Source organism: Actinomadura scrupuli (assembly GCF_050971785.1).
In the GTDB taxonomy this organism is placed as follows: Bacteria; Actinomycetota; Actinomycetes; order Streptosporangiales; family Streptosporangiaceae; genus Actinomadura_E; species Actinomadura_E scrupuli.
On the sequence record NZ_JBPCCU010000011.1, the window covers coordinates 261,445 to 286,076 of the forward strand.

The window sequence follows — 24,632 nt, forward strand, 5'->3', positions numbered from 1 at the left end:
CACCTCCTTTAGTGGGTCTGGCCGGACGCCGTGAACGCCTTGTCCAGGGCTTCGAGCGCCCGCTCGATCTCCGCTCCGGTCGCCACCATGGGCGGCAGCAACCGGATGGTGTGCGGCGAGCTGAGGCAGGGCGAGACGAGCAGGCCGTGGGCCGCCAGCTCGGCCAGGACCGTCTCGGCCGCGGGAGGACGGAGCTCGATGCCCCACAGCAGGCCCGTCCCGCGGACGTCGGTCACCAGGTCCCGGTGGGTGTCGCCGAGCGCGCGCAGCCCCGCCTCGATCTCCGCGCTCACCTGGCGGCCCCGCTCGGCGAAGTCGTCGATGGCGGTGAGCGCCGCCGCACCGGCGGCGCACGCCAGCGGATGCCCGCCGAAGGTCGAGGTGTGCCATGCGGCGTTCTCGATCAGCGGCTCGTAGAGCTCGGAGGTGGCGACCATCGCCGACAGCGGGACGACGCCGCCGCCCAGGGCCTTGCCGAACAGCACGGCGTCGGGTTCCCATCCCTGGGCCCGCGCGACGGAGAAGTCACCGCAGCGGCGCAGGCCCACCTGGATCTCGTCGCTGATGACGAAGGCGCCGGCGGACCGGGCGTCGGCCGCCCAGCGGGCGGCGATCCCGGGATCCAGCGGCCACACGCCCCCCTCGCCGCGGATCGGCTCGACGATCAGCGCGGCGACGTCTCCCGCGGCGGTCTCCCGCGCGACGGCGTCCGGATCGGAAGGCGGGAGGTGCGTGACGTGGACGAGCAGCGGCTCCAGCCCGGAGTGGAACACCGGGGCGTGCGTCAGCGCGAGCGCCCCGAGCGTCTTGCCGTGGAAGGCGCCCTCCACGGCCAGCACCCGGGTCCGTCCGGTCGTCCGCCTGGCCAGCTTGACGGCCACCTCGACGGCGTCGGCGCCGTCGCTGCCCAGCCACACCCGCGACAGCTCCGGCCCGCACCGCTCCTGGAGGCTCCGGGCGAACTCGATCACCACCGGGTTGGCCAGGGCCCGGGTCGCCGTGGGCATCGTCCCCAGCAGGCCCGTCACCGCCTCGACGACCTGCGGGCAGCCGTGCCCGAGCAGGGTGACGCCGTACGAGCCGAAGTCCACGACCTCCCGGCCGTCGGACAGCCGTACGGTCGCGCCCGCGGCCGCCACCTCGTGCGCGCCCTGGCCCGCCAGCTGGTACGCGATCGCGAGCGCCGGGGGCAGGTGCCGCCGCATCGTCCGGAAGACCGAACCACGTGGGCCGCTCATCGGAACCAGAGCTCGCCGCTGTCCAGGGCACCGCGGTAGCGCTGGGCCACCGCGATTCGATTGATCTTGAGTGTGGTCGTCATGAGCCCGTTCTCCCTGGTGAACTCTTCCCTGGTGAACAGCGTCCGCATGATGCGCGACGCGGACGGAAGCCCGGCGTTGATCTGCTCGATGCGCTTGCGGATCCGCTCGGCGGCGTCGTCGTCGGCATGCCCGCGCAGCGCGACCACCACGCCGACGTAGTCGAGGTCGCCCCCGCCCACGAGGACGGCCTGGGCGACCCCCGGGTCGGCGAGGATCCGCTGCTCCAGCGGCGACGGAGCGATCTTGTAGCCGGCCCTGGTGATGATGATGTCCTTCTTGCGGCCGATGACGTACAGGAAGCCGTCGTCGTCGAACCGGCCGAGGTCACCGGTGGCGATCCAGCCGTCCGCCCGGTAGGTGGCCGACTCGACGTCGGCCGGTTCGCCCAGGTAGCCGGGGCTCTGCGGGCGCGGCCAGCGCACCAGGATCTCGCCGTCGCCGGCTATCCGCACGGAGCCGGCGAACACCGGCCTGCCGACCGAGCCGATCCGGTTGGCGTCCGGCCGGTTCCAGGCGATGAAGCCGGACTCGGTGAGCCCGTAGAGCTGGAACAGCGGGAGCCCGGCCATCGCGAAGACCTCCGCCGTGGACCTGCGCAGGGGCGCCGATCCGCTGAGCATGAGCCGCATGCGCCCGCCGTAGGCCTCGTGCGCCTGGCCGAACACCCGGCGCAGCGCGGCGTGCCGCGCCCGGCCGGGCAGCAGCGTGCGGATCACCCGCGACAACCCGCGGAGCAGGGCCTTGAGCGGCGCCGGCCGGCTGCTGAAGCGGTTCTCCAGGATCTCGTAGAAGGCCGGCGGCCCACCCATGATCGTCGGCTTGGCCTGCTTCATCACCGCGAACATCAGCGGGGACGGCTCGACCACGATCGCGTCGAACCCGTACCAGATCGCGGAGTAGAGCATGATCCGCTGCTGGAACGTCGACAGCGGCAGGCCGACGAGTATCGCGTCGTCGGGACGGAAGGCGTAGTGGTTGTCGAACTCCGCCAGGCAGTCCTCGGTGGCCACCCGGCTGATCTGGATGGCCTTGACCGCTCCGGTGGTGCCGGAGGAGAACACGATCGAGAACACGTCGGGATCCAGTGCCGGCGGTCGCGGGCGAAGCTGGATCTTGTGGTCGTCGTCCCAGGTCAGGGCCAGTGGCGCCGCCCAGTCGGGGATCGCGCCGTCCGGCCCGGCGCACAGGTCGTCGTCGGCCAGCAGGAGCTCCAGCTCGTAGCGCTCGGCCAGCTCGGCCGGCGGCAGTCCCGCGAACTCCGCCACAGGCAGGGTCACGGTGACACAGCCCAGGCCGAGCAGCGCCAGCTCGTGCACCACCCAGGTGTAGGAGTTGGCGCCCCAGAGGCCGACCCTGGTGCCCTCCCGCACCTGCGCCGCCGCCAGCCGGTCCTGGACCCGCCGGACGTCGGCGTGCAGGGCGGGATAGGGGCGGCGTACGAGCTCGGTCCCGTCGAGGTGGTGGATGGCACCGCCGGTCAGCTCCGCGAGCCGGGGGACCAGATCCGCCAGTTCCCGGCAGCCGGTGCCGGCTCCGCTCTCAGTTCTTGCCATGGGTCAGGCTCTCCATTACGGCGACGAGGTCATCGATCGTCTGGATGGACGGGCCGTGCTCCGCGATGGCCGCGAGGTCGACGCCGAGGTCCTCGTGCAGCCGGACGGCCAGCGCGACTATGGACAGCGAGTCCATCCCGAGGTCGTCCTGGAGCCGCAGGTCCCCCCGCAGCGTCATGGCGGCGATCTCGGGCCGGACCTGGCCCAGCAGCGCCGTCACCCGCCGGCGCACGTCACGTTCGCGGAAGAGCTTCATCGCGGGTCTCCAGGGCCGTGGGCGAGCAGCTCCCGGAACGAACCGAAGGCGGTACGCATCGCGTCCACGCACGAGGGCGGGAGCATCGGCAGTTCGAACGAGCCGTGGATCAGGCCGTCGAACCGGTGCGCCACCACCGGCACTCCGGCCGCGGCCAGGGCCGCCGCGTAGGTCTCTCCCTCGTCGCGCAGCGGGTCGTACTCGACGGTGACCACCACCGCCGGGGGAAGCCCGGCGAGGTCGCCGAGCAGCGGGGAGGCCAGCGGCGAGACCGCGTCGGCCTCCGTCTCGAGGTAGCACCTCCCGAACCAGCGCATGGCGTCGGCGGTCAGCAGGTACCCCTCGGCGTACCGGTGCCGGGAGGGATAGTCGCCGTCCGCGGTCAGATCGATCACCGGGTACACCAGCAGCTGGGCGCAGAGGGGCGGTCCCCCCTCGTCACGGCAGACCTGCGCCACGACGGCGGCCAGGTTGCCGCCGGCGCTGTCGCCTGCGACCGCGATCCGGCCGGGCAGGCCGCCGAGCACGCCCACCTCGGCGGCGGCCCATCGGACGGCCGCGACACAGTCGTGCACGGGCGCCGGGAACGGCCACTCCGGCGCCCGCCGGTAGCCGACGCTGACCACCACGGCCCCCGTCTCCCGGCACAGCCACCGGCAGTGGTTGTCGTGGGTGTCGAGGTCACCGATGACGAAGCCGCCGCCGTGGAAGAACACGATCGTCGGCGCGGGCAGGTCGCGGTCCGGCCGGTAGACGCGCACCGGCAGCTTCGCCCCGTCGAGGTCGATCAGCAGGTTCCCGGTGCCGCGCACGGGTGCCACCGAGACCGGTGACCGCGCGGCGACGGTGAGGGCCCGGAAGGCCGCCCGGGCCTGCTCCGGGCCGGGCTGGCCGGGCTGGCCGGGGCCGCGCCGGGCGCCCAGGGTCAGGATCGCCTTGATCGTCGGATCGAGCGGCACCCTGCCCGCGCGCATCGCCTCGTGCCCGATCACGAGGCGGCGTCGGTCAGCCGGAGCAGGACCCGCGGCCGGCGCTCCTCGTCCCGGATGAATCCGAAGACGATCGAGTCACCGTCACGGCTGGTCACCACCGTCGTCCGGTCGTCGCCGACGAACTCGTACCGGTACCAGCCCTGCCAGACCGGCCGATCCGGCAGCGCGATGCCGGCGTCGGCCAGCGCGTTCTCGGCCCGCTCCGCGTACCGCGGGAAGGACACATGGTCGTTGGTCACGTCGCACTCCCGGGCGGTCCACCGGAACCGCATGCTCGCCACCGGCTCGCCCGGCACCGGCGGCGGATCGACCGGCGGCAGCTCCTCCAGCGGGCAGTCGAGGCCGTCCGGCGGCGCGGTGGCGACCCTGGGCGCCCCGCCACCGAAGTCGATCCACAGGCTGTGCGAGGTCAGATCGGCGATGACGGCTCCGTCCCTGTCCCTCCGCACCCGCAGGGCGTCGACGAATCCGTACTCGGGATCGCGTCCCGGCCGTTCCCTGCGGCCGTGGGTGATCTCGTGCTCGACGGTCACCTTGTCGCTGGGCCGGCATCCCGCCTCGAGGCTTCGCACCGTGGTGCTCCGTGCGACGAGCGCGTGCTTCTTCGTGGTCCAGAACTGCTCGCGGGTCATTCCCGACACCGGGAGCCACCATTGCGGGCCGGTCCCCTCCATGAAACGGAAGAGCTCCCCCTGCTGCAATGTGCCCCGCCCCGTGATCCCATAGAAGACCAGGCACTCGGCCGAACTCAGCACGCCCAGATGATGTTGCCGATCATTCACTGAATTCACCTGTCCCACCGGATCCCCCCATCGCGATGGCATCGTCGATCTGCTTCTTCCGCTGGATGAGCTCATCCCGCTCGATCTCTTGTGCGATGCTCTCGTCGGCCGCCGTGATCGCGTCCCCGTCCATTTTCGCGAAGCGCAGGAGACCGAGCTGCCCCAGCCCTTCCCGCATCCGCGGGCCGAAAAGATTGATGCTCTTCAGCGCCGGCACGATCCGCGAGAAGAGCCGGTACCGGAACACGCGAAGTGCCGCGGACCGTTTGGTCAGCTCCATGCATTCTTCCGCATTGAGATCGAGGTTCTGCCAGAGTTCCTGACCGGCGAAACGCTCTTTCAGTACATAGCACGCCTCAATGGCGAAGTCCTCGCGCTCGCGGCGCTCCGCGTCGGTGAGGTCCTGGTAGTAGTCCCGGAGCGCGATCTGGCCGAAGGCGACGTGCCTGGCCTCGTCCGCCAGCACGTAGGCGTTGAACGCCTTCGCCAAAGGATCGGTCATGAGGTCCCGCTGGATGCTGAACGAGGCCAGCGCCAGACCCTCGATCAGCACCTGCATCCCCAGGTAGGTGAAGTCCCACCGGCTGTCGCGCACGATCGTGTCGAGCAGTCCCTGCAGGGACCTCGTGATGCCGTACCTGACGCCGATCTTCTCGCTGAGGTACCGGTCGTACGCCTCGACGTGCCTGGCCTCGTCCATGACCTGGGTGGAGGCGTAGAACTTCGCGTCGATGCCGGGCACCATCCGCACCACCTGGGCGGCGCACACCAGTGCCCCCTGCTCACCGTGCAGGAACTGCGAGTACATCCAGCCCGCCGTGTGCCGGCGCACCACCGACCGCTCGGACTCCGGCAGCCGGTCCCACAGCTCGGAGTCCGCGATCCAGATCAGTTCGTCGGGCATCCCCAGCGGATCACCCGGGTCGACCTCGTGGCTCCAGTCGAGCCGCACGTCCGCGTCCCACTGCCGGCGCTTGCCCTTGGCGTACAGGCCGAGCAGCCTGTCGGACCGCTGGTCGTAGTCCCAGGTGAACAACGCGTCGCCGCCCACGGGCACGGCCCAGGTCCCGGCCAGCCGCGCCAGGTGCTCCGGTCCGTCCGGGCCTGCCGGCTCCATCGGCGTCATCGCTCCTTCCGCACGGGGCATCGCCGCTTCACGCCTGGTGGAATTCGGCGAGCGCCTCGTTCGCCACCGTGACGATTTCGCCGATGGTCGTGATGCCGAGGGCCTTGGCCAGATCGAATTCGAAGTCGTGTTCGTCCTCAATGGCGAAGACGATGTCGGCGACCTGCAGACTGGAGAGTCCGAGACGATCCAATTCCGTGTCGGCGGTGAGATCCAGGTGAGAAGGAAGCTTGTTGCGCAGCTTCTTCCTAATCATGTCGAGAACCTCTTCAAGCACGATCACGGCAACCTCTTTCCTGGATGCTCGACAGGCAGGGTGAACGAAAGGCGACCACCCGGGCGGCCTTGATCAGAATTGTTCCCCTGCCTGAGATTGTGTGGGATCTCGCGGACGGCTGACAAGGGCCGCCGGAGTCACGTGAACCGTCAGTGAACGTGCTGTGGATCGCTTTAACACCGGCTGAGGACCGGCCTGCCCGACCATGGAATCTGCACGCGGTCGGCCATTGCCGCCGACGGCGATGTCAGGGGAATCGCTGATCTTCAGAGGGGTCCGGAACAGCATGGAGTTGCTGCGCTTCGCGTTCGGAGACGACCGGCTGAGCGTCCGTGACATGGTCGAGGACGACATCGAGGGGTTCGTGTCCTACTGGCACGACGGGGTGGCCGATCTGGACTTCCTCGGTATCGACCCGGTCAGGCTCGGCGGCCGCGACGACACCCGGGCGCGGTTCCGGCGGTTCTGCCGCCGCGACGGGGGCCGCGACGAGGCGGTGGGGTTCACCTTCGTCCGCGACGGCACCGTGATCGGCTACACGAACATCAACATCTTCGGGCGGCCGAAGGGCTACGTGCACGTCCACCTGACCGACCCGTCGGCACGCAGGCGCGGGATCCTCTCCGCGATCCTCTGGCACAGCCTGCCGGTGCTGGCCGACCACGTCTTCACCGAGTACCCGATCGACGGCCTCGTGCTCGAGACGCGGACCCGGAACGTCGGGATCAACCGGGTCGTGCAGAGCATCGGCCTGCTGCCCCGGGCGACCGTTCACCTGGACGATCCGGACGGCCTCGCCGGACCCGGCGAATTCTCGATCTACGACCTCGATCCCCTGGTCATCAAGGCGCTGCTCACCGACCATCACGCCCTTCCCGAACACACCGGAGGCTCCCTGTGATCGAAACCGATCCGCCCGTCGCGGCGCTGGACGCGGACGTCGAGTACCGGCTCCGCCTCATCCGCGACGACGCCGCCCACGACGACCTCGCGGTCGCGCTGGGGTTGCTCGCCGCGGGGTTCTCGACCCTGCCCCCGTCCGCCGGACCGGAACTGGACCGCGCGACCGTCGACGGCGTGCTCGGCCGGGCCGGCGATCGGCGCTCGGTCATGTACGACCTGTGGTACCGAATGAAGATCCCCTTCGGCGAGGCGGAGCTGGACTCCTGGTACGTCCTCGCACTGGCGGTCGGGCGCACCCGCGGGGACCTCGCCGCGGCCCTGGAGCTGCACAGCGAGGTGCTGCAGCGGCTCGCGGCCGACCGGAACCCGAAGGCCGTCTTCGCCGACGAGTTCGGCCTCACCGGTCCCGTACAGGAGGGCGGCGAGCAGGAGTTCGCCGCGGCGGTGCTGGCCGGGCAGCCGTTCTGGTGCGGCCGGCCGCGGCCCTGGCGGGCGGATCTGCGGCAGCGGGCGCTGGACGGCTGGACCGCCATGCGCGAGGAGGAGCTCCCGGTGCTGCTGCTCGAGCTCAAGCAGCGCATCGAGGGGCTGGAGCAGATCAGGTTCTTCGTCCGCGGCGAGCTCCTGGACAACCGCCAGGTCGGGGCGGTGCTGCTGTCCTGTGTGCGCACCCGTCCCGGGGAGTGGGCGGACGGCCCGCTGGCGGTCGCCACCCTCGCCTGGATGTGGCGGGAGGCGGGCTTCTGCCTCCAGGAGCTGAATCAGTCGATCATCTCCATGCCGATGGTGTTCGACTTCGTGGTCCGCCGGCTCCGCGACTACGAGGGGCTGCTCGCCGCCGCCCCGGCGGCCCTGCCCGCCGCCCCGGCCGACCTCGCCCGCCTGCTGGGGCGGCTGCGCGCCGGCATCGAGCGGGACCATCTGCGCTGCCTGCAGTTCGACGGCGGGAACTGGGAACGGCGGGAGTTCCTGGTGCCGCGCTCCGCCTGCGAGCGGCTGCGCCCCCTCCCGGCCGACCTCCGCCGGCGGCTCGAGGAGGCGTTCGGCACGGCACTGGCCGGGGACGGCCCGCAGGTGTGGGCCGACGCCGTCGACAACGCCGTGGCGGCGGGCCGCACGCCGACCGACGTCATCAAGACGCTGGCGCACTGGGCGGCCGCCGACACCACGCTGCCCGTCGACTACGCGATCTGCACGGTGCCGATGGGCGTCAAGCTCGACGCCCCCTGGACGCTCGAGTACGAGGACGTGTTCTGCTACACGGCCTTCAGCGAGGCGTTCGACCGGGACGCCGAGGGCGTGCCGTTCGACTTCGTCGGGATCTCCAACGCGATCGGCCAGCGGCTGCGCTACAACGCGGTGAAGAAGGCGCAGAACTACACGCTGCTCCGGCGGTTCAAGGCCCAGTCGTTCAACCTGCCGGACATCGCCGTCGCCGAGGACGCCAACCACGGCGGGCACCGCGCCGCCGGCATCCGGCTGAGCTGCCGGATCCCCACCTACATCCGGTACGAGGGGATCGTCTGGAAGGGCCTGGCCGACATCCGGCTCAACCGCACCTTCTACCGGGAGCACCGGGAGTTCCGGCCCTCCGACATCCCGGCGGCCTCCCGGCTCGCCGAGTGGCTCGGCTGGATCGCCGACGCGACGTACGCCCGGGGCCTGAAGTTCGACCCGGCCTACGGCAAGAAGCTGACCCGGACGGAGGAATCGTGAACGCGCCGGTGCGCCTGGACGACGGCCGGCTGGTCGTGCGGCACGAAGCCCGTGAGTACGTCATCCCAGATCACTGCCCGCATCGCGGAGCACCGCTCAGCGAGGGATACCTCAGCGGGCCCTTCCTGCGCTGCGCCTGGCATGGCGCCACCTTCGACATCCGTACCGGCGAGCGGCTCCGCGGACCCATCTGTCCCAATCTGCCTACTCCGAAAGGTGACAGCTGATGGCATTCGTGATCACCCAACCCTGCGAGGGAGTCAAGGACGGGGCGTGCGTCGACGTGTGCCCCGCCGACTGCATCGAGACGACCGAGGTCGCCGACCAGTACTTCATCGACCCCGAGCGCTGCATCGACTGCGACGTGTGCGTGACCGTCTGCCCGGTCGACGCCATCTACCGCGACACCGAGGTTCCCGGCGAATGGGAGTCCTACATCGGCAAGAACGCCGGCTTCTTCGCACCCCAGGACGTCTCCCGGGACGCCTCGTGACGACCCATGTGCAGGGACCCGAGCTCGTCATCCTGTCGTGGGCGGACAGCGAGATCGGTTCCGACCTCACCCGCCTGACGGTTCCGCACGGTCCGCGACCGGTCACGATGGCCGGGACCGCGAACGCGACCGGCCAGCCGCTGGTCGGCAACGGCGCCATCGGCGCGGACGTCATCAGGTTGTCGGCCGGAGGCGGATTCGCGCCGCACACCCACCCCGGCCACCACATCCTCGCGGTGATCGCGGGAGTCGGGACGATCACCTACGGCGGCCGGATCCACCGGACCGAGGCGGGCCAGGTCTATCTGGTCGAGGGGGCGGTCCCGCACGCGGTCGGCGCGGTCACCGACCACCTCATCCTCGCCGTCGGCGCGCCGCACAAGCCGGTGCACTCGACGGAGCGGATGGAGCTGGTGCCCTACACCGAGGTGCTCGCGCCGGACGGGGACCTGGACTGCACGATCTGCGCCCTGTCGGCCCGGCTGCCGGACCTGCCGCACGACCTCGGCTGCCCGCACTGCCCCTGCGTGACGTGCGCGGGGGTGCCATGACCGCGCTGGACCTCGTCGATCCGCGGACCGGCACCGTCCGGGGGCAGTGCCCCGACGGCGACGAACACGCCGTCGCGGAGGCCGTGGCGGCCGCTCGGGGCGCCGCGCCCGGCTGGTCGGCGCTGACCGTGCGCGAGCGCGGCCGGCGGCTGCTGAGCCTGGCCTCGCACCTGGAGGAGCGTGCCGAGACCTACGCCGGGCGGGAACGGGCCGGCACCGGTAAGCCGCGGGAGCAGGCGCTCGAGGAGGTGGCGCTGGCCGCCGATCTGTTCCGCTTCTACGCGGGCGTGGTACGGGGAGAGCTCACGCCGGCCGCCGGCAACCTCGTACCCGGGCACGAGAGCTGGGTGCGCTGGGAGCCGTGCGGGGTGGTGGCGGCGATCGTGCCGTGGAACTACCCGCTGCTGATGGCGGCCTGGCGGTGCGCCCCGGCCCTCGCCGCCGGCAACACGGTCGTGCTCAAGCCGGCCGAGTCGACGCCCGACTCGGCTCTGCTGCTCGCCGACGCCACCGCGGAACTCCTGGGCCCGGGCGTGCTGCGGACCGTGACCGGGGGGCGGCGGTGCGGCCGCCACCTGGTCGAGGCGGACGTGGACGCGATCGCCTTCACCGGCAGCGCGCACGCCGGCCAGGACGTGGCGCGGCGGGCGGGCCTGCGGCGCATCAGCCTGGAGCTCGGCGGCAACTGCCCGGTCATCGTGTTCCCCGACGCCCCACCCGGGACCTGGCAGGCGCTCGCCGACGCGGTGACCTACAACGCCGGGCAGAGCTGCGCGGGACCCGCCCGGGTGATCGCCGTCGGCACCGGTCACGACGAGGTCGTCGACCGGCTCTCGGCGGCGCTGACCGAACGCTCCGCCGGCACGGACTTCGGGCCGCTCAACAACGCGGCCCAGGCCGACCGCTACGACCGCCTCGTCGGCAAGGCCGAGGCGGGCGTCCGCAGCGTGGGCGCCGTCGCGGTCGAGGCGGCGGAGAGCGCGGGGTACTGGCGGCCGTCCTGTGTGCTGGCGGACCTGCCGGCCGACGACCCGGTCATCGTGGAGGAGGTGTTCGCGCCGGTGCTCACCGTGCAGCGTGCGGCGGACGTCGCCGAGGCGCTCCGGCTGGCCGGCAGCGTGCCCCAGGCCCTCGCGGCGAGCGTCTGGTCGGGCGACCTCGAATCGGCCCTGCGCGTCGCCAGGGGCGTGCGCGCCGGGGAGGTCTGGGTCAACTGCCATCTGGTGCAGACCGCGGAGCTTCCGCACGGCGGACGGGGCGCCTCCGGCGGCGGGACGGACCTGAGCGTGCTGGCACTGGCCGAGTACCAGCGGCCCAAGACCGTCACCGTCAACCTGGCGACACGTTGAGGAGGGCGTCGCCGGAGAGAATGCGGCTGTGCATGCCCTGCAGGTCGCTGCTCGGCTCGAGACCGATGTTCTCGATCAGGATCGTGCGGAACTCCCGGTAGGCGGAGAGCGCCTCCGCCTGTCGGCCGTCCCGGTACAGCGCGAACATCAATAGCCGCCACAGGCGCTCGCGCAGCGGCTCCCAGCTCAGTGCCATCCGCAGGTGGTCGATGGCCTCGTGGTTGCGGCCGAGCCGGAGGCAGAGCGCCGCGAGGTCCTGGATCGCCGCGATGCGCTTCTCGTGCAGCCGGGTCGCGGCGTCGCGCAGCGGACCCCCCTCGTACGACAGGTCCTGGAGCGCGTCGCCCCGCCACAGCCCCAGCGCCTTGCGCAGCAGGTCGATGCGGTGTGAGTCGTCGTTGCCACTCGCCGCGCCGGCCGTCTGGAAGAGCTCCTCGAACAGCAGGACGTCCACGAAGTCCGGTCGCACCGCCAGCTGATAGCCGCGGGGAACGGTCTCGATGACGGCGCCGGCCTGATCGACAATGGGCCGGATGGCCGACACGTACGTCTTGAGATTGCCTTTCGCGAACCGCGGCGGATCGAGCGGCCACATACCGTCGACGAGCTGGTCCATCGAGACGGCATGGTTGGCGCGCAGCAGCAGCAGGCCCAGCAGCTGGCGATGTTTTGTACGGTTGAGCCGGATGCAGCAACCATTCGGGTCGTGTACCTCCAGGTTGCCGAGCAGCAGAAATCTCATCGTTGATCTCCGATCGAGCAACGGTGTCCCTGTGGGCCGGAAAGACAGGCCCAAAGCAAGATCGAGTAAGGTGAATTGGAGCAGACCGCCCGGTCGAGAGTCGACGGGGTCACGATCTGAAACGGCATGCCGACACATGGTGGCGCCGGTGCCCACTGGATAACTTCAGCAGCAAGAACTTCTCAAACCCCCGGTATGAGCCCCCTGGTTACTTATGGCCAAAGAGATCTGACATGACCGTAACATCGGAACTCATACCTCACCACCTGGCGAACCCATTAATGATCACTGTTCGCATGGTCGGCGATCAATAATGTTGACAACTAGTAAGATTTCCACTAAGGGGCCGCAATTGGCGCGTTGCAGCCTGCGCGCCGCCGCCCCGGGCAGCCGCGCCCGGCGGCGGAGGGCCCCGCACCTTGTCAAACGTTCGCGACCGTCGTTCGGCGAAGAGTCAGCACCTGTCACCACTAATGGATCTGTGGCCGGTTTAGGTCATGACCGTGCCCGCTTCGGAGGGCACTCACCGACCGATGATTCCGACAATTCCGGGCGGATAAGTGGCGCTCCGAGCCCCGAAATGCACCCGGACTGGATCCGGTACGACCCGATTCAGGATAGGTCGATCTCTGGGTAAAGGGGGTGTTTGGCGAGCAGGTCGGCGGCGCGCTCGGCCACCTGACTCGCGATTCCGTCCTGCAGGGTGTAACGCACCGGGGATCGTTTCCCGTCCGGCGCGGTGCCCGGGCTGGTGTGCCGGAGGACCGTGTCCATGAGCTCGGCGACCTCCTCCATCTCGGCGACACCGAAGCCTCGCGTGGTGAGCGCCGGAGTACCGATGCGGACGCCACTGGTGTACCAGGCTCCGTTGGGATCGTTCGGGATGCTGTTGCGGTTGGTGACGATCCCGGCGTCGAGCAGCGCGGCCTCGGCCTGGCGTCCGGTGAGTCCGTAGCCCGAGACGTCGATGATCACGAGGTGATTGTCCGTGCCGCCCGTGACCAGGGTGGCGTCGTGGCGCAGCAGGCCCTCGGCCAGCGCGGCCGCGTTGTTCAGGATGCGCTGGGCGTAGTCGCGGAACTCCGGCCGCCCGGCCTCGGCCAGCGCGACGGCCTTGGCCGCCATCACGTTGGGCAACGGGCCGCCGAGGATCATGGGGCAGCCGCGGTCGACGTACGGGGCGAGTTCCTCGTCGCACAGGACCATGCCGCCGCGCGGGCCCCGGAGGGACTTGTGGGTGGTGGTCGTGACGACCTGGGCGTGGGGTACGGGATCGAAGTCGCCGGTGATGACCTTGCCCGCGACCAGGCCCGCGAAATGGGCCATGTCCACCATCAGCGTGGCCCCGACCTCGTCGGCGATCTCGCGCATGATGCGGAAGTTCACCAGCCTCGGATACGCGGAATAGCCGGCCACGAGAATGAGCGGCCGGAACTCGCGGGCGGCCGAGCGTACGGCCTCGTAGTCGAGAAGGCCGGTCTCCGGATCCGTCCCATAACTGCGCTGATCGAACATCTTGCCGGAGATGTTGGGACGGAAGCCGTGCGTGAGATGGCCGCCCGCGTCGAGTGACATTCCGAGCATCCGCTGGTTACCGAACGACTCGCGCAATTGCGCCCAGTCCTGCTCAGTCAGGTCGTTGACATTCCTGACCCCGGCCCGCGCCAGCGCCGGGCTTTCCACCCGCTGGGCGAGGACGGCCCAGTAGGCGACGAGGTTGGCGTCGATCCCGGAATGCGGCTGGACATAGGCGTGTGCGGCACCGAAGAGTTCCCGGGCGTACTCGGCCGCGATCTGCTCCACCGTGTCGACATTGCGGCATCCCGCGTAGAAGCGACGGCCGACGGTGCCCTCGGCGTATTTGTCGCTGAGCCAGTTCCCCATCGCCAGCAGGACGGCCGGAGAGGCGTAGTTCTCACTCGCGATGAGTTTGAGAGAGGAGCGCTGGTCCTCGATCTCGGCGTGGATGGCATCGGCGATACGCGGCTCGACCTTCCTGATGACCTCTATTGAGCTTCGGAAGGCGGTCGATTCGGATGCGCCCTGCCCGGGGAAAGCGTCCATGGCGGCCTCCTGGATCATGTGGGAATCGTGCGGCGTCGGTAACCGGTCTGAGCATAGGCGACCTTTACCGGCCCCATCGGCTCCTACCGCGAGAGCGGGTCGTCCCCGTTCTGCCGAGGAGGCGGGGCGTGCGCGCGTCCCTGTTCCGTATCGCCGAGCGCCACGCCACCACCGACGAGCAACGGCGCCGACAGGTCCATCCCACCGCCATCGGAGCGCACGAAGCCGTAAGGCTCGTGTCGCACCCTCCACGAAGCCCCCGAGGCGAACGAGAGAGCTCAGGTCGGATTGATTGACTGGTTGCAGCATGCGCAATATTGTGCTGCATTGTGCATTACAAACCTGTAATTTGCGATCTCGTCTCGGTCGGTGAGGCGATGGTGCTGTTGACGCCTGATCCTCCACAGCCGTTGGCCGAGGCGAGCGCGTTGCGGGTGGAGGTGGCCGGGGCGGAGGCCAATGTGGCCTGTCAGCTCGCGCGGCTCGGAAGGAGCACCGCCTTCGTGAGCCGGGTCGGGAACGACCCGTTCGGAGTAGTGATCCGCGAGCGGTTGGCAGGGCAGGGTGTCAGATGCCTGGTGGAGACCGACCCGTCGCGGCGGACGGGTGTCTTCTTCAAGGATCCGACGGCGGACGGGACCCGGGTGCACTACTACCGTGACGGGAGCGCGGCTTCCGGGATGGACGCCGGGGTGGTGCGGACACTGCCGGAGGGACGGGTCGTGCATCTCACCGGGGTGACCGCCGCGTTGTCCGGCACGTGTGCGGAGCTGGTGCGGACGGCGGTGATGGAGCGGCCGTTCGGGCGGGAGGCCATCGTGAGCTTCGATGTGAACCACCGGGCCGGTCTGTGGCCGGCCGAGCAGGCCGCGCCGGTGCTCGCGCGGCTGGCGGACGCGGCCGACCTCGTCTTCGTCGGCCTCGATGAGGCGACGCGGCTGTGGGGGGCGACCACACCCGAGGACGTGCGTGCGCTGCTCTCCAGGGCGGGGACCGTGATCGTCAAGGACGGGCCGGTGACGGCGACCTCGCTGGGTGACGCGGGACGAGTGGAGGTGGCCGCGCCCGTCGTGGACGTCGTCGAACCGGTGGGGGCGGGGGACGCGTTCGCCGCAGGCTATCTCTTCGGCCTGCTGCATGGTGTGCCCGAAGCGCTGCGGCTGGGGCTCGGACACCAGGCCGCTGCCGCCGCGCTGGGCAGCGCGGGCGATCTGGGCGTGCTCCCCCCGGCGGACGAGCTGGTCCGCCGGGCCGAACGGCATTTGGAGGTGGTCTCGTGAACCTGGACGAGCTGCTGGCGACGCCCGTAATGGCCATCCTGCGCGGATTCGATCCACAACGGACCGTCGAGCTCGCGCAGCGGGCCTGGGATCTCGGCATCGGGGCGGTCGAGGTACCGATCGGCGACGCCGGTCAGCTGCCCGCGCTCGAGGCGGCGGTGCTGGCGGGACGGGAGCGTGGGCTCCCGGTCGGCGCGGGGACCGTGCTGACGCCGGAGCACGTGTCGGCCGCGGCGGACGCGGGTGCGGCGTACACCATCGCTCCTGGGCTGGACGTCGCGGTGCTGACGGCGAGTGTCGCCGCCGGGATGCCGCATCTGCCGGGCGTGGCCACGCCCACCGAAGTGCAGCAGGCCGTGCGAGCCGGCTGCTCCTGGGTGAAGGCGTTCCCGGCCAGCGTGCTGGGTCCGGCCTGGTTCCGCGAGATCCATGGGCCCTTCCCCGGCCTGCGGCTGGTGGCCACCGGCGGGGTCGACGGGCACACGGCCTCGCAGTACCTGGCCGCTGGAGCACGCGTGGTGGCGGTGGGTTCCGCGCTTGCGGACCCCACGCAACTCGACCTCCTCGCAGCCCTCAACACCCGAAGGTAGGAGAGCACATGGCGAAGATCATCAACGTCGAGGCGTTCCCCCTGGTCCTGCCTGATCCGGCGAACCCGCGCGCCTACGCGACCAGACCGCCGTGGCCGAGCATCTACGGGACCCGGCGTGAGACGCTGGTGGTCAGGCTGACCACTGACGACGGCGCCGTCGGCTGGGGCGAGGCTCTCGCCCCGGTCGCGCCCGAGGTGCCCGCCCAGATCGTCTGTCATCTGCTTTCTCCGGCACTGCTCGGCGCGGATCCGGGTCGGCCGCGCCCGCTCGTCACCCGGCTGCGCGACCTGATGCGCGAGCGCGGCCATTTGGGCGGTCATCAGGCCGACGCGCTGGCCGCCGTGGACATCGCGCTGTGGGACCTCGCCGGACGGCTGACCGGCCTGCCGGTGCACGCGCTCCTCGGCGGCGCGTTCCGCGACGAGATCCCCACCTATGTCTCCGGCCTCCCCGCCCGGCGGAGCCGGACCGCCGCATACCTTCCGGACGGGCTGACCGAGGACGACCAAGGCCGGGTCGGCCAGGCCGCCAAATGGGTGGCGCGCGGCGTACGCCGGATCAAGGTGGGCCTGGGCCACGGGGTGGCCGCCGACCTGGCCACCGTCGCCGCGCTCCGCTCCGTCCACCCCGAACTCCAGGTCGCCGTGGACGTGCACGGCGTCTACGGCCCGGCCGACGCGATCAGGCTGGGCCGAGGTCTGGACGAGCTTGGCGCGTGGTTCCTGGAGATGCCGATCGCGTTCGAGGACGTCGCCGGGCTTGCCGACCTCGCCGGGCGGCTGGACCTGCCGGTGGCGCTCGGCGAGAGCCTGCGACACCGCTGGGAGTTCCGCCCGTTCGTGCAGTCTCGGGCGGTCGGCCTGGTACAACCCGACATCGGCCGCACCGGGATCACCGAGGGCCTGGCGATCGCGGAGTACGCCGCGACCCACCACCTCCCCATCGCCCCGCACCACTCGGTCGGTCTCGGCCTGGCGCTGGCAGCGGGCGTCCAGGTCGCCGCGGTCTGCACCGACCTCGTCGCCTTCGAGTGGCATCCCGACCTGTTCGCCCCGATCGACTCCATCCTGACCGCCCCCATCGCGCTCTCCGCCACCGCGATCCCGTTGCCTCAGGGACCGGGCCTGGGCGTCGATGTCGACGAGGCCGCGATCGAGCACTTCCTCGTCCGGGAAAACGGCTGAGAGCCGTTGGTCAGACGCGCTGCACGGCCGCGGCCATATAGCCGAGGCCGGTGGAGATCTGGTCGGCGCCTTCGATGACCTTGCGGGCCAGGTCGGCCTGACGTTCCGGCAAGTTCACCGCGGACAGGGAGCCGGAGACCGACAGGGCGGCCACGACCCGGCCAGAGCGGTCGCGGAGGGGGGCCGCGATGCAGGCCCGGCCGAAGGCCAGCTCCTCCACCTCGGTGGCGTAGCCGCGGGTGCGGACCTCGTCGAGAGCGGCGAGCAGGGCGCCGCGCTCGGTGATGGTGTTGGGGGTGAAGGCCGGGTAGCTGGCGCCCAGCAGCTTTTCCACCTCCGCGGAGGAGAGGTCGGAGAGCAGGGCCTTGCCCATCGCGGTGGCGTGCAGCGGGCCGGAGCTGCCGATCAGCGTGAAGGAGCGCGGGGCGAGCCTGCCCTCGAAGTGGCACAGGTAGAAGAGCTTAGAGCCGTGCCGTTCCGCGACGTTCGCGCCCAGCCCGAGCTCGGCGGCGAGGTCCTGGGCGAGTTGCCTCGCCTGGCGGTGAACGGGCGAGAGGTTCAGTGCCACCCCGGCGAGCTCGACGATACGGGGCCCGATCCGGTAGAGGCCGCTGCGTTCGTCGCGGTCGACGTAGCCGAGCGCCTCCAGGGTACCGACCAGCCGGGAGACGGTGGACTGGCCCAGGCCGGACAGCTGCGCCAGCTCCGAGACCCGGCGCTCAGGCTGCTCGTCGGTGAAGGCGCCGAGCAGCGTGAGCGCCCGTTCGACGCTCTGCGTGCCACCACCGGTCTCACGCACGGTGGGCCGTGACATCCGTTCTCGCCTCATCAGGTAGAAGTCACATCCAGATGACAGATCTTACATCGCGGGTGTGCCCGGCGGAGGAGACTCCGCCGGGCACACGCGGGCACACGGGGCTAGGGAGTCGGGAAGGTGGGCACGAACTTGACTGCGTCCGTCCGCAGATAGCCCGAACCGGCGCCATTGGCGATCGTGACGTGTCCGGTGCCGGCCGTGGTGAACTCGTACCGGCCGAGCAGGACCCACTGGTTCCCGCCGGTCTTCTGACTGACGTCCACGGCCGTCTGGCCTGCGGTGTGGTTCACCGTGTAGGTGGCCTTGGCCGTGCTGTTGGTGTGCTGGGGCACCCAGGCGTAGACGTCGTAGGCACCGTCCCAGGCCAGCTCCGGCGTCCAGGTCGCCGTCGCGGTCGGCGCGCCGGTGGCTCGGGTGGTGGAGTTGTTCCAGCCGACCAGGCTGGAGGCGGACCAGGTGCCGGTCTCGCTGTAGCCCGGGCCGCCGCCGTCCACGACCGCGATCGGCAGCGGTGTCGCGACGACGGTACGGGCCGCCGACTCGTGGCCGGAGTAGTCCACCGCCGTGACGCGGAACGTGTACGCCCGGTTGTTGGTCAGGCCGGTCACCGAGTAGCCGCGGAGCGTCTCTGCCGTGGGCGGGCCGCCCCAGCCCCACTGCTCCTCGTCGACCCGGACACCGTCCTTGTAGACGTGGTAGCCGAGGACGTCGTACTCGGTGTTGGCGGCCCAGGTCAGGATGACCTGGCCGTTGGCGAGTTCGGCGGCCACCGGTGCGGGGGTCGCCGGCGCGGCGGTGTCGGCGGGGATCCCCTTGTTGACGACACGGGACGGCGCGGACTCGTTCCCACTGTGGTCGACCGCCGTGACGGTCAGCGAGTAACGCTGGCCGGGCTTCATCCGGTGCATGGTGAAGCCGGTCCGGCGTACCGGGTTCCAGGTCATCCGCACACCGTCGAGATAGACGTGGTACCCGACGAGATCGGCGGCGGCAACCGGCTTCCACCGCCAGGTGAGCGTCGCGTCTCCGGTCGCCCGGGCGGCCGCGGCGGAGGCGGTCACACCGGTCGGCACGGGTGGCGCCATGGTGTCCGGAGGAGCGGCGGCCACGAACTTGACCGCGTCGGCCCGGATCAGTCCCGCCGTCACGCCCTGGCCGAGTTGGACGTAACCGCCCGTACCGGCGGCGAAGTCGAAGTTGCCGAGCTTCACCCAGCGGTTGACGCCCATGCGCTCGTCCGGATCGACCGACGAGGTCGTCCCGTTGTGGACCACGGTGAACGCGGCCGACGTCGAGTCGGTGGCGTTGCGCGGGATCCAGGCGAACACGTCATAGGTGGTGGCCGACGGCAGGTCGGGGGTCCAGCGCGCGGTCGAGGCGCCGGCGGTCGCCCACCGGGTGCCGGTTCCCCGCCAGCCGGGGACGGTCGCGGAGGCGTTCCACGGACCGGACTCCGTGTAACCGGAGGAGCCGTTGTCGGTCACCACTGCGGGAACGAACTTCACCGCGTCCGTCCGCAGCGCACCTGTGCCCTCGCCCCTGACGGTCACCTTGTCGCCCGGTACGAGCTGGTAGGCGCCCAGGCTGACCCACTGCTGTCCGGCGGTGACCTGGTCGACCAGCACGTCGGTGCTGCCGCCGCCATGCGTCACGGTGAATCTCGCGCTCGTGTTGGATCCGTTGAAGACGCTTGGATTCCACGCGTACACCTCATACGACCCGGCGGCGGGCAGCGCCGGAGTCCAGCTCGCCGTCGCACCGGCCGCCGAGCTCTGCCGGGTGTCCTTGTCCTGGAAGCCGTACGCCCAGGGCGTCGGCGACGAGGTCCACTCGCCGGTCTCGGCATAACCGCTGTCGGAGGTGTCGACGACGACGGCCGGGTCCTCGTCGCCTGCAGCGATCGGGCGGTAGTAGCGGAAGTAGTCGTAGGTCACCTCGCCGGGCAGCGCGCCGTCGTCGACGGGTTCGGTGTAGGCCACCGACGTCAGCCACAGGTTCTGCGGCGCGTGCGGGCCGGGGTAGTCCTTCTCGACGGTGAGCACGCCGTCGGTGTAGAAGCGCAGTTTCGTCGGCGTCCACTCGTAACCGTAGGTGTGGTAGCCATCCGTCGAATCGACGCCCGTGGAGATGCCGCCGCCCCACCCGACGTGCGTGGGCGTGTAGTAGTGCGAGTTGGCCTGCACCCGGGTGGGCGTGTGGGAGTCGATCTCGAACCCGTCCACCTCGTTCACGAGATTGTTCGGGCCGGTGTAGTCGGGCACCCGCCTCTCGTGGTCGAGCGGCACGCCCATCTGCCAGAACGAGGAGTGCCACCCGGGACCGCTGAACTGCTTGGCGCGGGTCTCGTAGTAGCCGTACCCGAACAACTGCCGGGTGATGACGCCGCCGCAGGTGTAGGGCATCTTCCCCGAGGTGGCCTTGTCCAGCTTGAGGCGCAGGTAGCCGCCGGACACGTCCACGTTCTCGGGCTTGTTGGTGCACAGGGCGCGGTCGCCGCCGCGGTGGAACCACTGGCCGGTGTCGAGCCCCGTCCCGTCGAACTCGTCCGCCCAGGCCTGTTCGTAGCCGGCCGGAGCAGGAGCGGGCGCGGGCGCGGCGGTTGCCGCCGGGCCGGGACTCGAGATCGCGAAGGCGGTCGCCGCCAGGAGGACGAGAGCCGTCCCGGCTCTCCAGGATCTTCGATACATGTTACAGATGCTCGATGCGTATGTTACATCTGTCAATAGCATTCATATAGCTCATAACGAGATGAGCAATCGCTATATGGATGTAGTTTGCCAGAGTGGACGTGATCTCAAGCGAGGCGTACGAGCTGGCTGAGAGCCCTCGGCTCGATCCGCGGACCGGTGAGCTGCTCTGGGTGGACCTCCGGGCAGGCCGGGTACACCGGGGACGGCTCCGCGACGGAGCGCTGGTCGTGAGTGCGCACTACGACGTGGGCGCGGCCTGCGGAGCGGTCGCCCCGCTCGCCCGCGCCGACGCGGGCTGGGTGGTCGCGGCCGGACGGGGATTCCGGCATCTGGCCGCCGACGGCACGGTCCGTCCGCTCGGCCCCGACGACGTCGCCGCGCCGGGCACCAGGATGAACGACGGCGCGTGCGACCCCGCCGGGCGTTTCGTCGCCGGAAGCCAGGTCCTCGAAGGCGCGCCCCCCGGCTCCGGCGCGCTCTACCGGCTCGACGCCGACCGGACCATCGCGACGACGCTGACCGGCGTCGGCTGCTCCAACGGGATCGGCTGGAGCGCCGACGGCACCACCATGTTCTACGTGGACTCCCTCGCCCGCAGGCTGGACGCCTTCGACTACGACCTGCCGACCGGTGCCGTCGGCCGACGCCGTACTCTGGCCGCGTTCGGCGACAGCAGCCCGGACGGCCTGTGCGTCGACGACGAGGGCTGCGTCTGGGTGGCGGTGTGGGACGCCTGGTGCGTGCGCCGGTTCACCGCCACCGGACGACTCCTCACCACGGTCGACCTGCCGGTCCCCCGCCCCACCGCCGTCTGCCTGGTGGGGACCGTCCTCGTGGTGACCACCGCCTGGGTGGGGCTCGATCCCGTCACCCGGGCGCGCGCCCCGCTGAGCGGACGGATCTTCGCCCTGGACGTCGGGGTCAGCGGCCCGTCAGCCGCCGTCTGGTCCGGCGAGCCCGCCCCATCTGGCCCATAGGTCCGCCCGCAAGAAGGCCGCCGGCGAGGCGATCGACAGCCCGCCGTCCACGGGCAGCACCGCTCCGGTGACGAACCCCGCGCCCGCCAGGAAGTGCACGGCCGCCGCCACCTCCTGCTCGGTGCCGGTACGCCCCAGCGGATAGCCTGCCGCCGCGTCCGGCACGTCACCGCCGCCGATCATGCCGGGCGCGACCGCGTTGACCCTGATGCCACGCGGCCCGTACTCCAGCGCCAACTGCCGGACGAGCCCTTCCAGCCCCGCCTTCGCCGCCGCGTAACCGGGCAGCCCGGGCGCGGCGAGGAACGAATTGACCGAGCTGACCGCGACGATCGCGCCGCCGTCACCCATCACCGGCAGGGCCGCGCGGCTCACCGCGAAGGCCGTCCCGAGCACCGAGTCGAGCGCCTGACGCCACTGCGCGTCGGTGGTCTCCGTGATCGCGGCGACCGGCATCGCCGCGGCGGCGAGCACCACCACATCCAGCCGTCCGGCCACCCGCACCACCGTTTCGACGGCGGCCCGCGCCCCATCGCCGGTTGCACAGTCGAGCACCAGGTTCTCGGCGAACCCGTCATCGTCCACCGGTTCCAACGCGACACCGACGACCGTGTCCCCGGCGAAGGCCGCCCCGATCGCCCGCCCGATGGGCGAGCTGGAGCCGGCGACCAGCACCCCGCGCCCTGCCTCAGTCATGCCATCAGCCCCAGGTCACCGAGGATGTCGTCGAGCCAGGCCAGGGTAGCGGGGTCGGCGTCGGATGCGGGCGGACGCACCGTCGCCGAGCGGATGATGCCCCGGCGCACCAGCACGTGCTTGTGGATCGACCAGGCGATGCCCGGCTGCAGGCCGAAGCGGATGAGCGGCAGGATCCGGGCGAACTCCGCGCGGCCGCGCGGCCGGTCACCCTCGGCCCACGGGTCCAGGACCCGGGTGAGCAGGTCGGGGAACTCGCACGCGGGCATCGTCCCGACCGCACCGCAGGCCAGCTCCTCCAGCAGGAACAGCGCGTTCTGACCGCCGAGCACCAGGAAGTCGTCGGCGGTGCCGGCAACGACCGCGCCCACCTTCGGCGCGGTCGGCTGGCTCTCGACCTTCACCGACTCGACGCCCTCGAGCTTGGACAGTTCGACCAGCAGGGAGACGGGCATGCTCACGCCGGTCGGTCCGGGCGCGTCCTGCACCATGACCGGCAGGCCGCCACCCGCCGCGACCTCCCCGTAGAAGTCGACGAGCTGGGCAGAGCTGGGCTTGACCATGAACGGCGGCACCACCATCGCCACGCTCGCGCCGTGCTCGGCCGCCGCCCGCACCTGCTCCAGGGCGTCGCGGGTCCCGGTCGCCGCGATGCCCGCGATCACCGGGAGCCGGGGACCGGTCTCGGCGGTCACGGTCCGCAGGATGGCGGCACGCTCGGCCGCGGTCAGCGCGAATCCCTCGCTGGCGAAACCGAAGACCGCCACCCCGGAGACGGACGACGTGAGCTGGAAACCGACCAGCCCGGCCAGCGAGGCCAGATCCAGATCACCATCGGGGTGAAAAGGCGTCGCCAGGACCGGGATGAGGCCGCGGACATCGGAAGACCGGGTGGTCATCCCCTCGCTGCGCTCGGTCATGCTTCCTCCAGCACGGATGAGAGATCGACGTCGATGCCGAGGCCGGGTGAGTCGGGGAGGGCGAAGGCGACCGGCCCGCCGGTCAGGCTCGCGGTCAGGATGCGGTTCGCGACCGTCATGGTCGTCGGCTGGAACTCGAATGCGGGCATCGCCTCGATCGCCGCGCTGACGTGCAGACCCGCGGCCACGCTGACGCCGAGGCCGACCGAGTGGTGCGGCGCGACCGGAACGTGGTGTGCCGCCGCCAGTTCGGCGATCGCCATGGCCTCGGTGATCCCGGTGCGTCCGACATCGGGCTGGCACAGGTCGACGGCCCGTTCCCGCAGCCAGGCGCGGAACTCGTACCGGTTGCGCAGTGCCTCGCCGACGGCGACCGGCGTGGTCAGGGCGGCGGCGAGCTCGCGGTGGGCGTCCAGGTCCTCCGGGGCGAGCGGGGCTTCCAGGAACCACGCGCCCCGCTCGTCCAGCGCGCGGCCCAGGCGCAGCGCGCCGGCCAGGTCGTAGGCCCAGTGCGCGTCCACGGCGACCCGCAGGCCGGGGTGGACCATGGTGACCTTGTCGTAGGTGGCGAGGTCGTCGTCCACACCGTTGCCGAGGTGGAGTTTGATCGCGCGGACGCCCCGTTCGGCCCACTCCCCCGCCAGCTCGGCGCGTTCCTCGTCGGTCGGCCGGGGCAGGCCCGACACGTAGGTGGGGATCTCGTCGCGGAACGCCCCGCCGAGCAGCGCGTGCACGGGCACGCCGTACGCCTTCCCCGCCAGGTCCCAGAGGGCGATGTCGACGGCGGCCATCGCGTCCGCCTGGTGGCCGACGAGATGTCCGCGCTCGCGCATGAGCCCGCCCAGCTTCGTCCACAGCGGACGCACCCGGCGGGGGTCCTCGCCGAGCAGGACCGGCGCGAGGAGCCGGTCGACGATCACCTGCGGCACCTCCGGGGCGACCGGGGCCAGCGCCTCACCCCAGCCGGTCGTCCCGTCGGTGCAGGTGATGCGGACCAGCAGGGTCTCGAACCGAGCGGAGTAGAGGCTGCGCCACGGCGGACGCAGGAAGTATCCGCCGGACTCCGCGGCCACCGGTGGCGTGCCCAGATAGGCCTCGGGGGGTGCGAGCTTCAGGACGAAGGTCTCGACGCGTTCGATCCGCACGGCAACCCTTCCAACTAGTTGAGCTGTTGCAGTATGCAGGAGAGTATGCCGCATAGTGCAATGAGCTTCCATATAGTCCCGACGTCCATGCGTATCACGGGTTCCGGACTGTTGACGGCCTGCATCTCGGCCCCTACTGTGACGCCTACTGCATGACACTTGCATAAAAAGCAGATCAATACTCAACATGTGCAACTGACATTC

Annotated in this window: 24 protein-coding genes; 10 read left to right on the forward strand and 14 right to left on the reverse strand. The window is 70.8% G+C overall.

Annotated features, from left to right (window positions below; all coding sequences use genetic code 11):
• Nucleotides 1–8 precede the first annotated feature (8 nt).
• From ACRYCC_RS37280 to ACRYCC_RS37310, 7 genes are read right to left on the reverse strand one after another with little or no spacing between them, the layout of a single operon-like run.
• The gene (locus ACRYCC_RS37280; RefSeq protein WP_433818773.1) at nt 9–1,238 is read right to left on the reverse strand and encodes an aspartate aminotransferase family protein; all 1,230 of its coding nucleotides are present in this window, start codon (nt 1,236–1,238) and stop codon (nt 9–11) included.
• Nucleotides 1,235–2,875: an AMP-binding protein gene (locus ACRYCC_RS37285; RefSeq protein WP_433818774.1), complete on the reverse strand. Its 1,641-nt coding sequence runs from the start codon at nt 2,873–2,875 to the stop codon at nt 1,235–1,237. The genes ACRYCC_RS37280 and ACRYCC_RS37285 overlap by 4 nt, the downstream gene beginning before the upstream one ends.
• Nucleotides 2,862–3,131 carry an acyl carrier protein gene (locus ACRYCC_RS37290; protein ID WP_433818775.1) on the reverse strand — a complete coding sequence of 90 codons (270 nt, stop codon included), beginning with the start codon at nt 3,129–3,131 and terminating at the stop codon, nt 2,862–2,864. Before ACRYCC_RS37290 ends, ACRYCC_RS37285 begins: the two co-directional genes overlap by 14 nt.
• Nucleotides 3,128–4,123: an alpha/beta hydrolase gene (locus ACRYCC_RS37295; protein WP_433818776.1), complete on the reverse strand. Its 996-nt coding sequence runs from the start codon at nt 4,121–4,123 to the stop codon at nt 3,128–3,130. Before ACRYCC_RS37295 ends, ACRYCC_RS37290 begins: the two co-directional genes overlap by 4 nt.
• Nucleotides 4,120–4,878, reverse strand: coding sequence for a hypothetical protein (locus tag ACRYCC_RS37300; RefSeq protein WP_433818777.1), 759 nt, complete (start codon nt 4,876–4,878; stop codon nt 4,120–4,122). The genes ACRYCC_RS37295 and ACRYCC_RS37300 overlap by 4 nt, the downstream gene beginning before the upstream one ends.
• A gap of 19 nt (nt 4,879–4,897) precedes the next feature.
• A complete protein-coding gene (locus tag ACRYCC_RS37305) occupies nt 4,898–6,031 on the reverse strand; it encodes a ferritin-like domain-containing protein (RefSeq protein ID WP_433818778.1) in 1,134 nt (377 codons plus the stop codon).
• A 28-nt stretch (nt 6,032–6,059) separates the two neighbouring features.
• Nucleotides 6,060–6,314, reverse strand: a complete 255-nt coding sequence (locus ACRYCC_RS37310) for an acyl carrier protein (RefSeq protein WP_433818779.1) — start codon at nt 6,312–6,314, stop codon at nt 6,060–6,062.
• A 280-nt stretch (nt 6,315–6,594) separates the two neighbouring features.
• On the opposite strand from ACRYCC_RS37310, the gene ACRYCC_RS37315 reads away from it, so the two are divergent.
• From ACRYCC_RS37315 to ACRYCC_RS37340, 6 genes are read left to right on the forward strand one after another with little or no spacing between them, the layout of a single operon-like run.
• On the forward strand, nt 6,595–7,209 hold the full coding sequence (locus tag ACRYCC_RS37315; protein WP_433818780.1) for a GNAT family N-acetyltransferase: 615 nt from the start codon (nt 6,595–6,597) through the stop codon (nt 7,207–7,209).
• Entirely contained in the window at nt 7,206–8,927 is a 1,722-nt protein-coding gene (locus ACRYCC_RS37320) for a hypothetical protein (RefSeq protein ID WP_433818781.1), read from the forward strand. The genes ACRYCC_RS37315 and ACRYCC_RS37320 overlap by 4 nt, the downstream gene beginning before the upstream one ends.
• Nucleotides 8,924–9,154: a Rieske (2Fe-2S) protein gene (locus ACRYCC_RS37325; protein WP_433818782.1), complete on the forward strand. Its 231-nt coding sequence runs from the start codon at nt 8,924–8,926 to the stop codon at nt 9,152–9,154. The genes ACRYCC_RS37320 and ACRYCC_RS37325 overlap by 4 nt, the downstream gene beginning before the upstream one ends.
• Nucleotides 9,154–9,420 (forward strand): ferredoxin family protein, encoded by a 267-nt coding sequence (locus ACRYCC_RS37330; RefSeq protein ID WP_433818783.1) that lies wholly within the window; start codon nt 9,154–9,156, stop codon nt 9,418–9,420. Before ACRYCC_RS37325 ends, ACRYCC_RS37330 begins: the two co-directional genes overlap by 1 nt.
• Nucleotides 9,417–9,971 carry a cupin domain-containing protein gene (locus ACRYCC_RS37335; protein WP_433818784.1) on the forward strand — a complete coding sequence of 185 codons (555 nt, stop codon included), beginning with the start codon at nt 9,417–9,419 and terminating at the stop codon, nt 9,969–9,971. The genes ACRYCC_RS37330 and ACRYCC_RS37335 overlap by 4 nt, the downstream gene beginning before the upstream one ends.
• Nucleotides 9,968–11,320: an aldehyde dehydrogenase family protein gene (locus ACRYCC_RS37340; RefSeq protein ID WP_433818785.1), complete on the forward strand. Its 1,353-nt coding sequence runs from the start codon at nt 9,968–9,970 to the stop codon at nt 11,318–11,320. Before ACRYCC_RS37335 ends, ACRYCC_RS37340 begins: the two co-directional genes overlap by 4 nt.
• On the opposite strand, the gene ACRYCC_RS37345 is transcribed toward ACRYCC_RS37340, so the two are convergent.
• Complete coding sequence (locus ACRYCC_RS37345) at nt 11,301–12,062, reverse strand: AfsR/SARP family transcriptional regulator (protein ID WP_433818786.1); 762 nt, start codon at nt 12,060–12,062, stop codon at nt 11,301–11,303. The genes ACRYCC_RS37340 and ACRYCC_RS37345 overlap by 20 nt on opposite strands.
• A 612-nt stretch (nt 12,063–12,674) precedes the next feature.
• A complete protein-coding gene (locus tag ACRYCC_RS37350; RefSeq protein ID WP_433818787.1) occupies nt 12,675–14,126 on the reverse strand; it encodes a glycine hydroxymethyltransferase in 1,452 nt (483 codons plus the stop codon).
• A 329-nt stretch (nt 14,127–14,455) separates the two neighbouring features.
• On the opposite strand from ACRYCC_RS37350, the gene ACRYCC_RS37355 reads away from it, so the two are divergent.
• Genes ACRYCC_RS37355 through ACRYCC_RS37365 form a run of 3 tightly spaced genes read left to right on the forward strand, consistent with a single transcriptional unit; the run spans nt 14,456 to nt 17,183 of the window.
• Nucleotides 14,456–15,406 (forward strand): sugar kinase, encoded by a 951-nt coding sequence (locus ACRYCC_RS37355; RefSeq protein ID WP_433818788.1) that lies wholly within the window; start codon nt 14,456–14,458, stop codon nt 15,404–15,406.
• 29 nt (nt 15,407–15,435) lie between these two features.
• On the forward strand, nt 15,436–15,996 hold the full coding sequence (locus ACRYCC_RS37360; RefSeq protein ID WP_433818868.1) for a bifunctional 4-hydroxy-2-oxoglutarate aldolase/2-dehydro-3-deoxy-phosphogluconate aldolase: 561 nt from the start codon (nt 15,436–15,438) through the stop codon (nt 15,994–15,996).
• Nucleotides 15,997–16,004: 8 nt separating this feature from the next.
• Nucleotides 16,005–17,183, forward strand: a complete 1,179-nt coding sequence (locus tag ACRYCC_RS37365; protein WP_433818789.1) for a mandelate racemase/muconate lactonizing enzyme family protein — start codon at nt 16,005–16,007, stop codon at nt 17,181–17,183.
• Between the two features lie 10 nt (nt 17,184–17,193).
• Here ACRYCC_RS37365 and ACRYCC_RS37370 read toward each other — a convergent pair whose 3' ends face one another.
• Nucleotides 17,194–17,997, reverse strand: a complete 804-nt coding sequence (locus ACRYCC_RS37370; protein WP_433818790.1) for an IclR family transcriptional regulator — start codon at nt 17,995–17,997, stop codon at nt 17,194–17,196.
• A 104-nt stretch (nt 17,998–18,101) separates the two neighbouring features.
• Entirely contained in the window at nt 18,102–20,687 is a 2,586-nt protein-coding gene (locus tag ACRYCC_RS37375; RefSeq protein ID WP_433818791.1) for a golvesin C-terminal-like domain-containing protein, read from the reverse strand.
• 95 nt (nt 20,688–20,782) lie between these two features.
• Between ACRYCC_RS37375 and ACRYCC_RS37380 the strand changes: the two genes are divergently transcribed.
• Nucleotides 20,783–21,667, forward strand: a complete 885-nt coding sequence (locus tag ACRYCC_RS37380; RefSeq protein ID WP_433818792.1) for an SMP-30/gluconolactonase/LRE family protein — start codon at nt 20,783–20,785, stop codon at nt 21,665–21,667.
• Here ACRYCC_RS37380 and ACRYCC_RS37385 read toward each other — a convergent pair.
• From ACRYCC_RS37385 to ACRYCC_RS37395, 3 genes are read right to left on the reverse strand one after another with little or no spacing between them, the layout of a single operon-like run.
• Nucleotides 21,623–22,363 carry an SDR family NAD(P)-dependent oxidoreductase gene (locus ACRYCC_RS37385; RefSeq protein ID WP_433818793.1) on the reverse strand — a complete coding sequence of 247 codons (741 nt, stop codon included), beginning with the start codon at nt 22,361–22,363 and terminating at the stop codon, nt 21,623–21,625. The two genes, ACRYCC_RS37380 and ACRYCC_RS37385, sit on opposite strands and share 45 nt — an antisense overlap.
• Nucleotides 22,360–23,283 (reverse strand): dihydrodipicolinate synthase family protein, encoded by a 924-nt coding sequence (locus tag ACRYCC_RS37390; protein WP_433818794.1) that lies wholly within the window; start codon nt 23,281–23,283, stop codon nt 22,360–22,362. Before ACRYCC_RS37390 ends, ACRYCC_RS37385 begins: the two co-directional genes overlap by 4 nt.
• Nucleotides 23,280–24,428, reverse strand: coding sequence for a mandelate racemase/muconate lactonizing enzyme family protein (locus tag ACRYCC_RS37395; protein WP_433818795.1), 1,149 nt, complete (start codon nt 24,426–24,428; stop codon nt 23,280–23,282). The genes ACRYCC_RS37390 and ACRYCC_RS37395 overlap by 4 nt, the downstream gene beginning before the upstream one ends.
• Nucleotides 24,429–24,632: the final 204 nt, after the last annotated feature.

Excerpts from the sequence above, each read along its gene's own strand:
- ACRYCC_RS37280 (WP_433818773.1), bottom strand. The coding sequence starts at position 1,238 with ATGAGCGGCCCACGTGGTTCGGTCTTCCGGACGATGCGGCGGCACCTG.
- ACRYCC_RS37285 (WP_433818774.1), bottom strand. The coding sequence starts at position 2,875 with ATGGCAAGAACTGAGAGCGGAGCCGGCACCGGCTGCCGGGAACTGGCG.
- ACRYCC_RS37290 (WP_433818775.1), bottom strand. The coding sequence starts at position 3,131 with ATGAAGCTCTTCCGCGAACGTGACGTGCGCCGGCGGGTGACGGCGCTG.
- ACRYCC_RS37305 (WP_433818778.1), bottom strand. The coding sequence starts at position 6,031 with ATGACGCCGATGGAGCCGGCAGGCCCGGACGGACCGGAGCACCTGGCG.
- ACRYCC_RS37315 (WP_433818780.1), top strand. The coding sequence starts at position 6,595 with ATGGAGTTGCTGCGCTTCGCGTTCGGAGACGACCGGCTGAGCGTCCGT.
- ACRYCC_RS37330 (WP_433818783.1), top strand. The coding sequence starts at position 9,154 with ATGGCATTCGTGATCACCCAACCCTGCGAGGGAGTCAAGGACGGGGCG.
- ACRYCC_RS37340 (WP_433818785.1), top strand. The coding sequence starts at position 9,968 with ATGACCGCGCTGGACCTCGTCGATCCGCGGACCGGCACCGTCCGGGGG.
- ACRYCC_RS37345 (WP_433818786.1), bottom strand. The coding sequence starts at position 12,062 with ATGAGATTTCTGCTGCTCGGCAACCTGGAGGTACACGACCCGAATGGT.
- ACRYCC_RS37350 (WP_433818787.1), bottom strand. The coding sequence starts at position 14,126 with ATGGACGCTTTCCCCGGGCAGGGCGCATCCGAATCGACCGCCTTCCGA.
- ACRYCC_RS37360 (WP_433818868.1), top strand. The coding sequence starts at position 15,436 with ATGGCCATCCTGCGCGGATTCGATCCACAACGGACCGTCGAGCTCGCG.
- ACRYCC_RS37365 (WP_433818789.1), top strand. The coding sequence starts at position 16,005 with ATGGCGAAGATCATCAACGTCGAGGCGTTCCCCCTGGTCCTGCCTGAT.
- ACRYCC_RS37370 (WP_433818790.1), bottom strand. The coding sequence starts at position 17,997 with ATGTCACGGCCCACCGTGCGTGAGACCGGTGGTGGCACGCAGAGCGTC.
- ACRYCC_RS37375 (WP_433818791.1), bottom strand. The coding sequence starts at position 20,687 with ATGTATCGAAGATCCTGGAGAGCCGGGACGGCTCTCGTCCTCCTGGCG.
- ACRYCC_RS37385 (WP_433818793.1), bottom strand. The coding sequence starts at position 22,363 with ATGACTGAGGCAGGGCGCGGGGTGCTGGTCGCCGGCTCCAGCTCGCCC.
- ACRYCC_RS37390 (WP_433818794.1), bottom strand. The coding sequence starts at position 23,283 with ATGACCGAGCGCAGCGAGGGGATGACCACCCGGTCTTCCGATGTCCGC.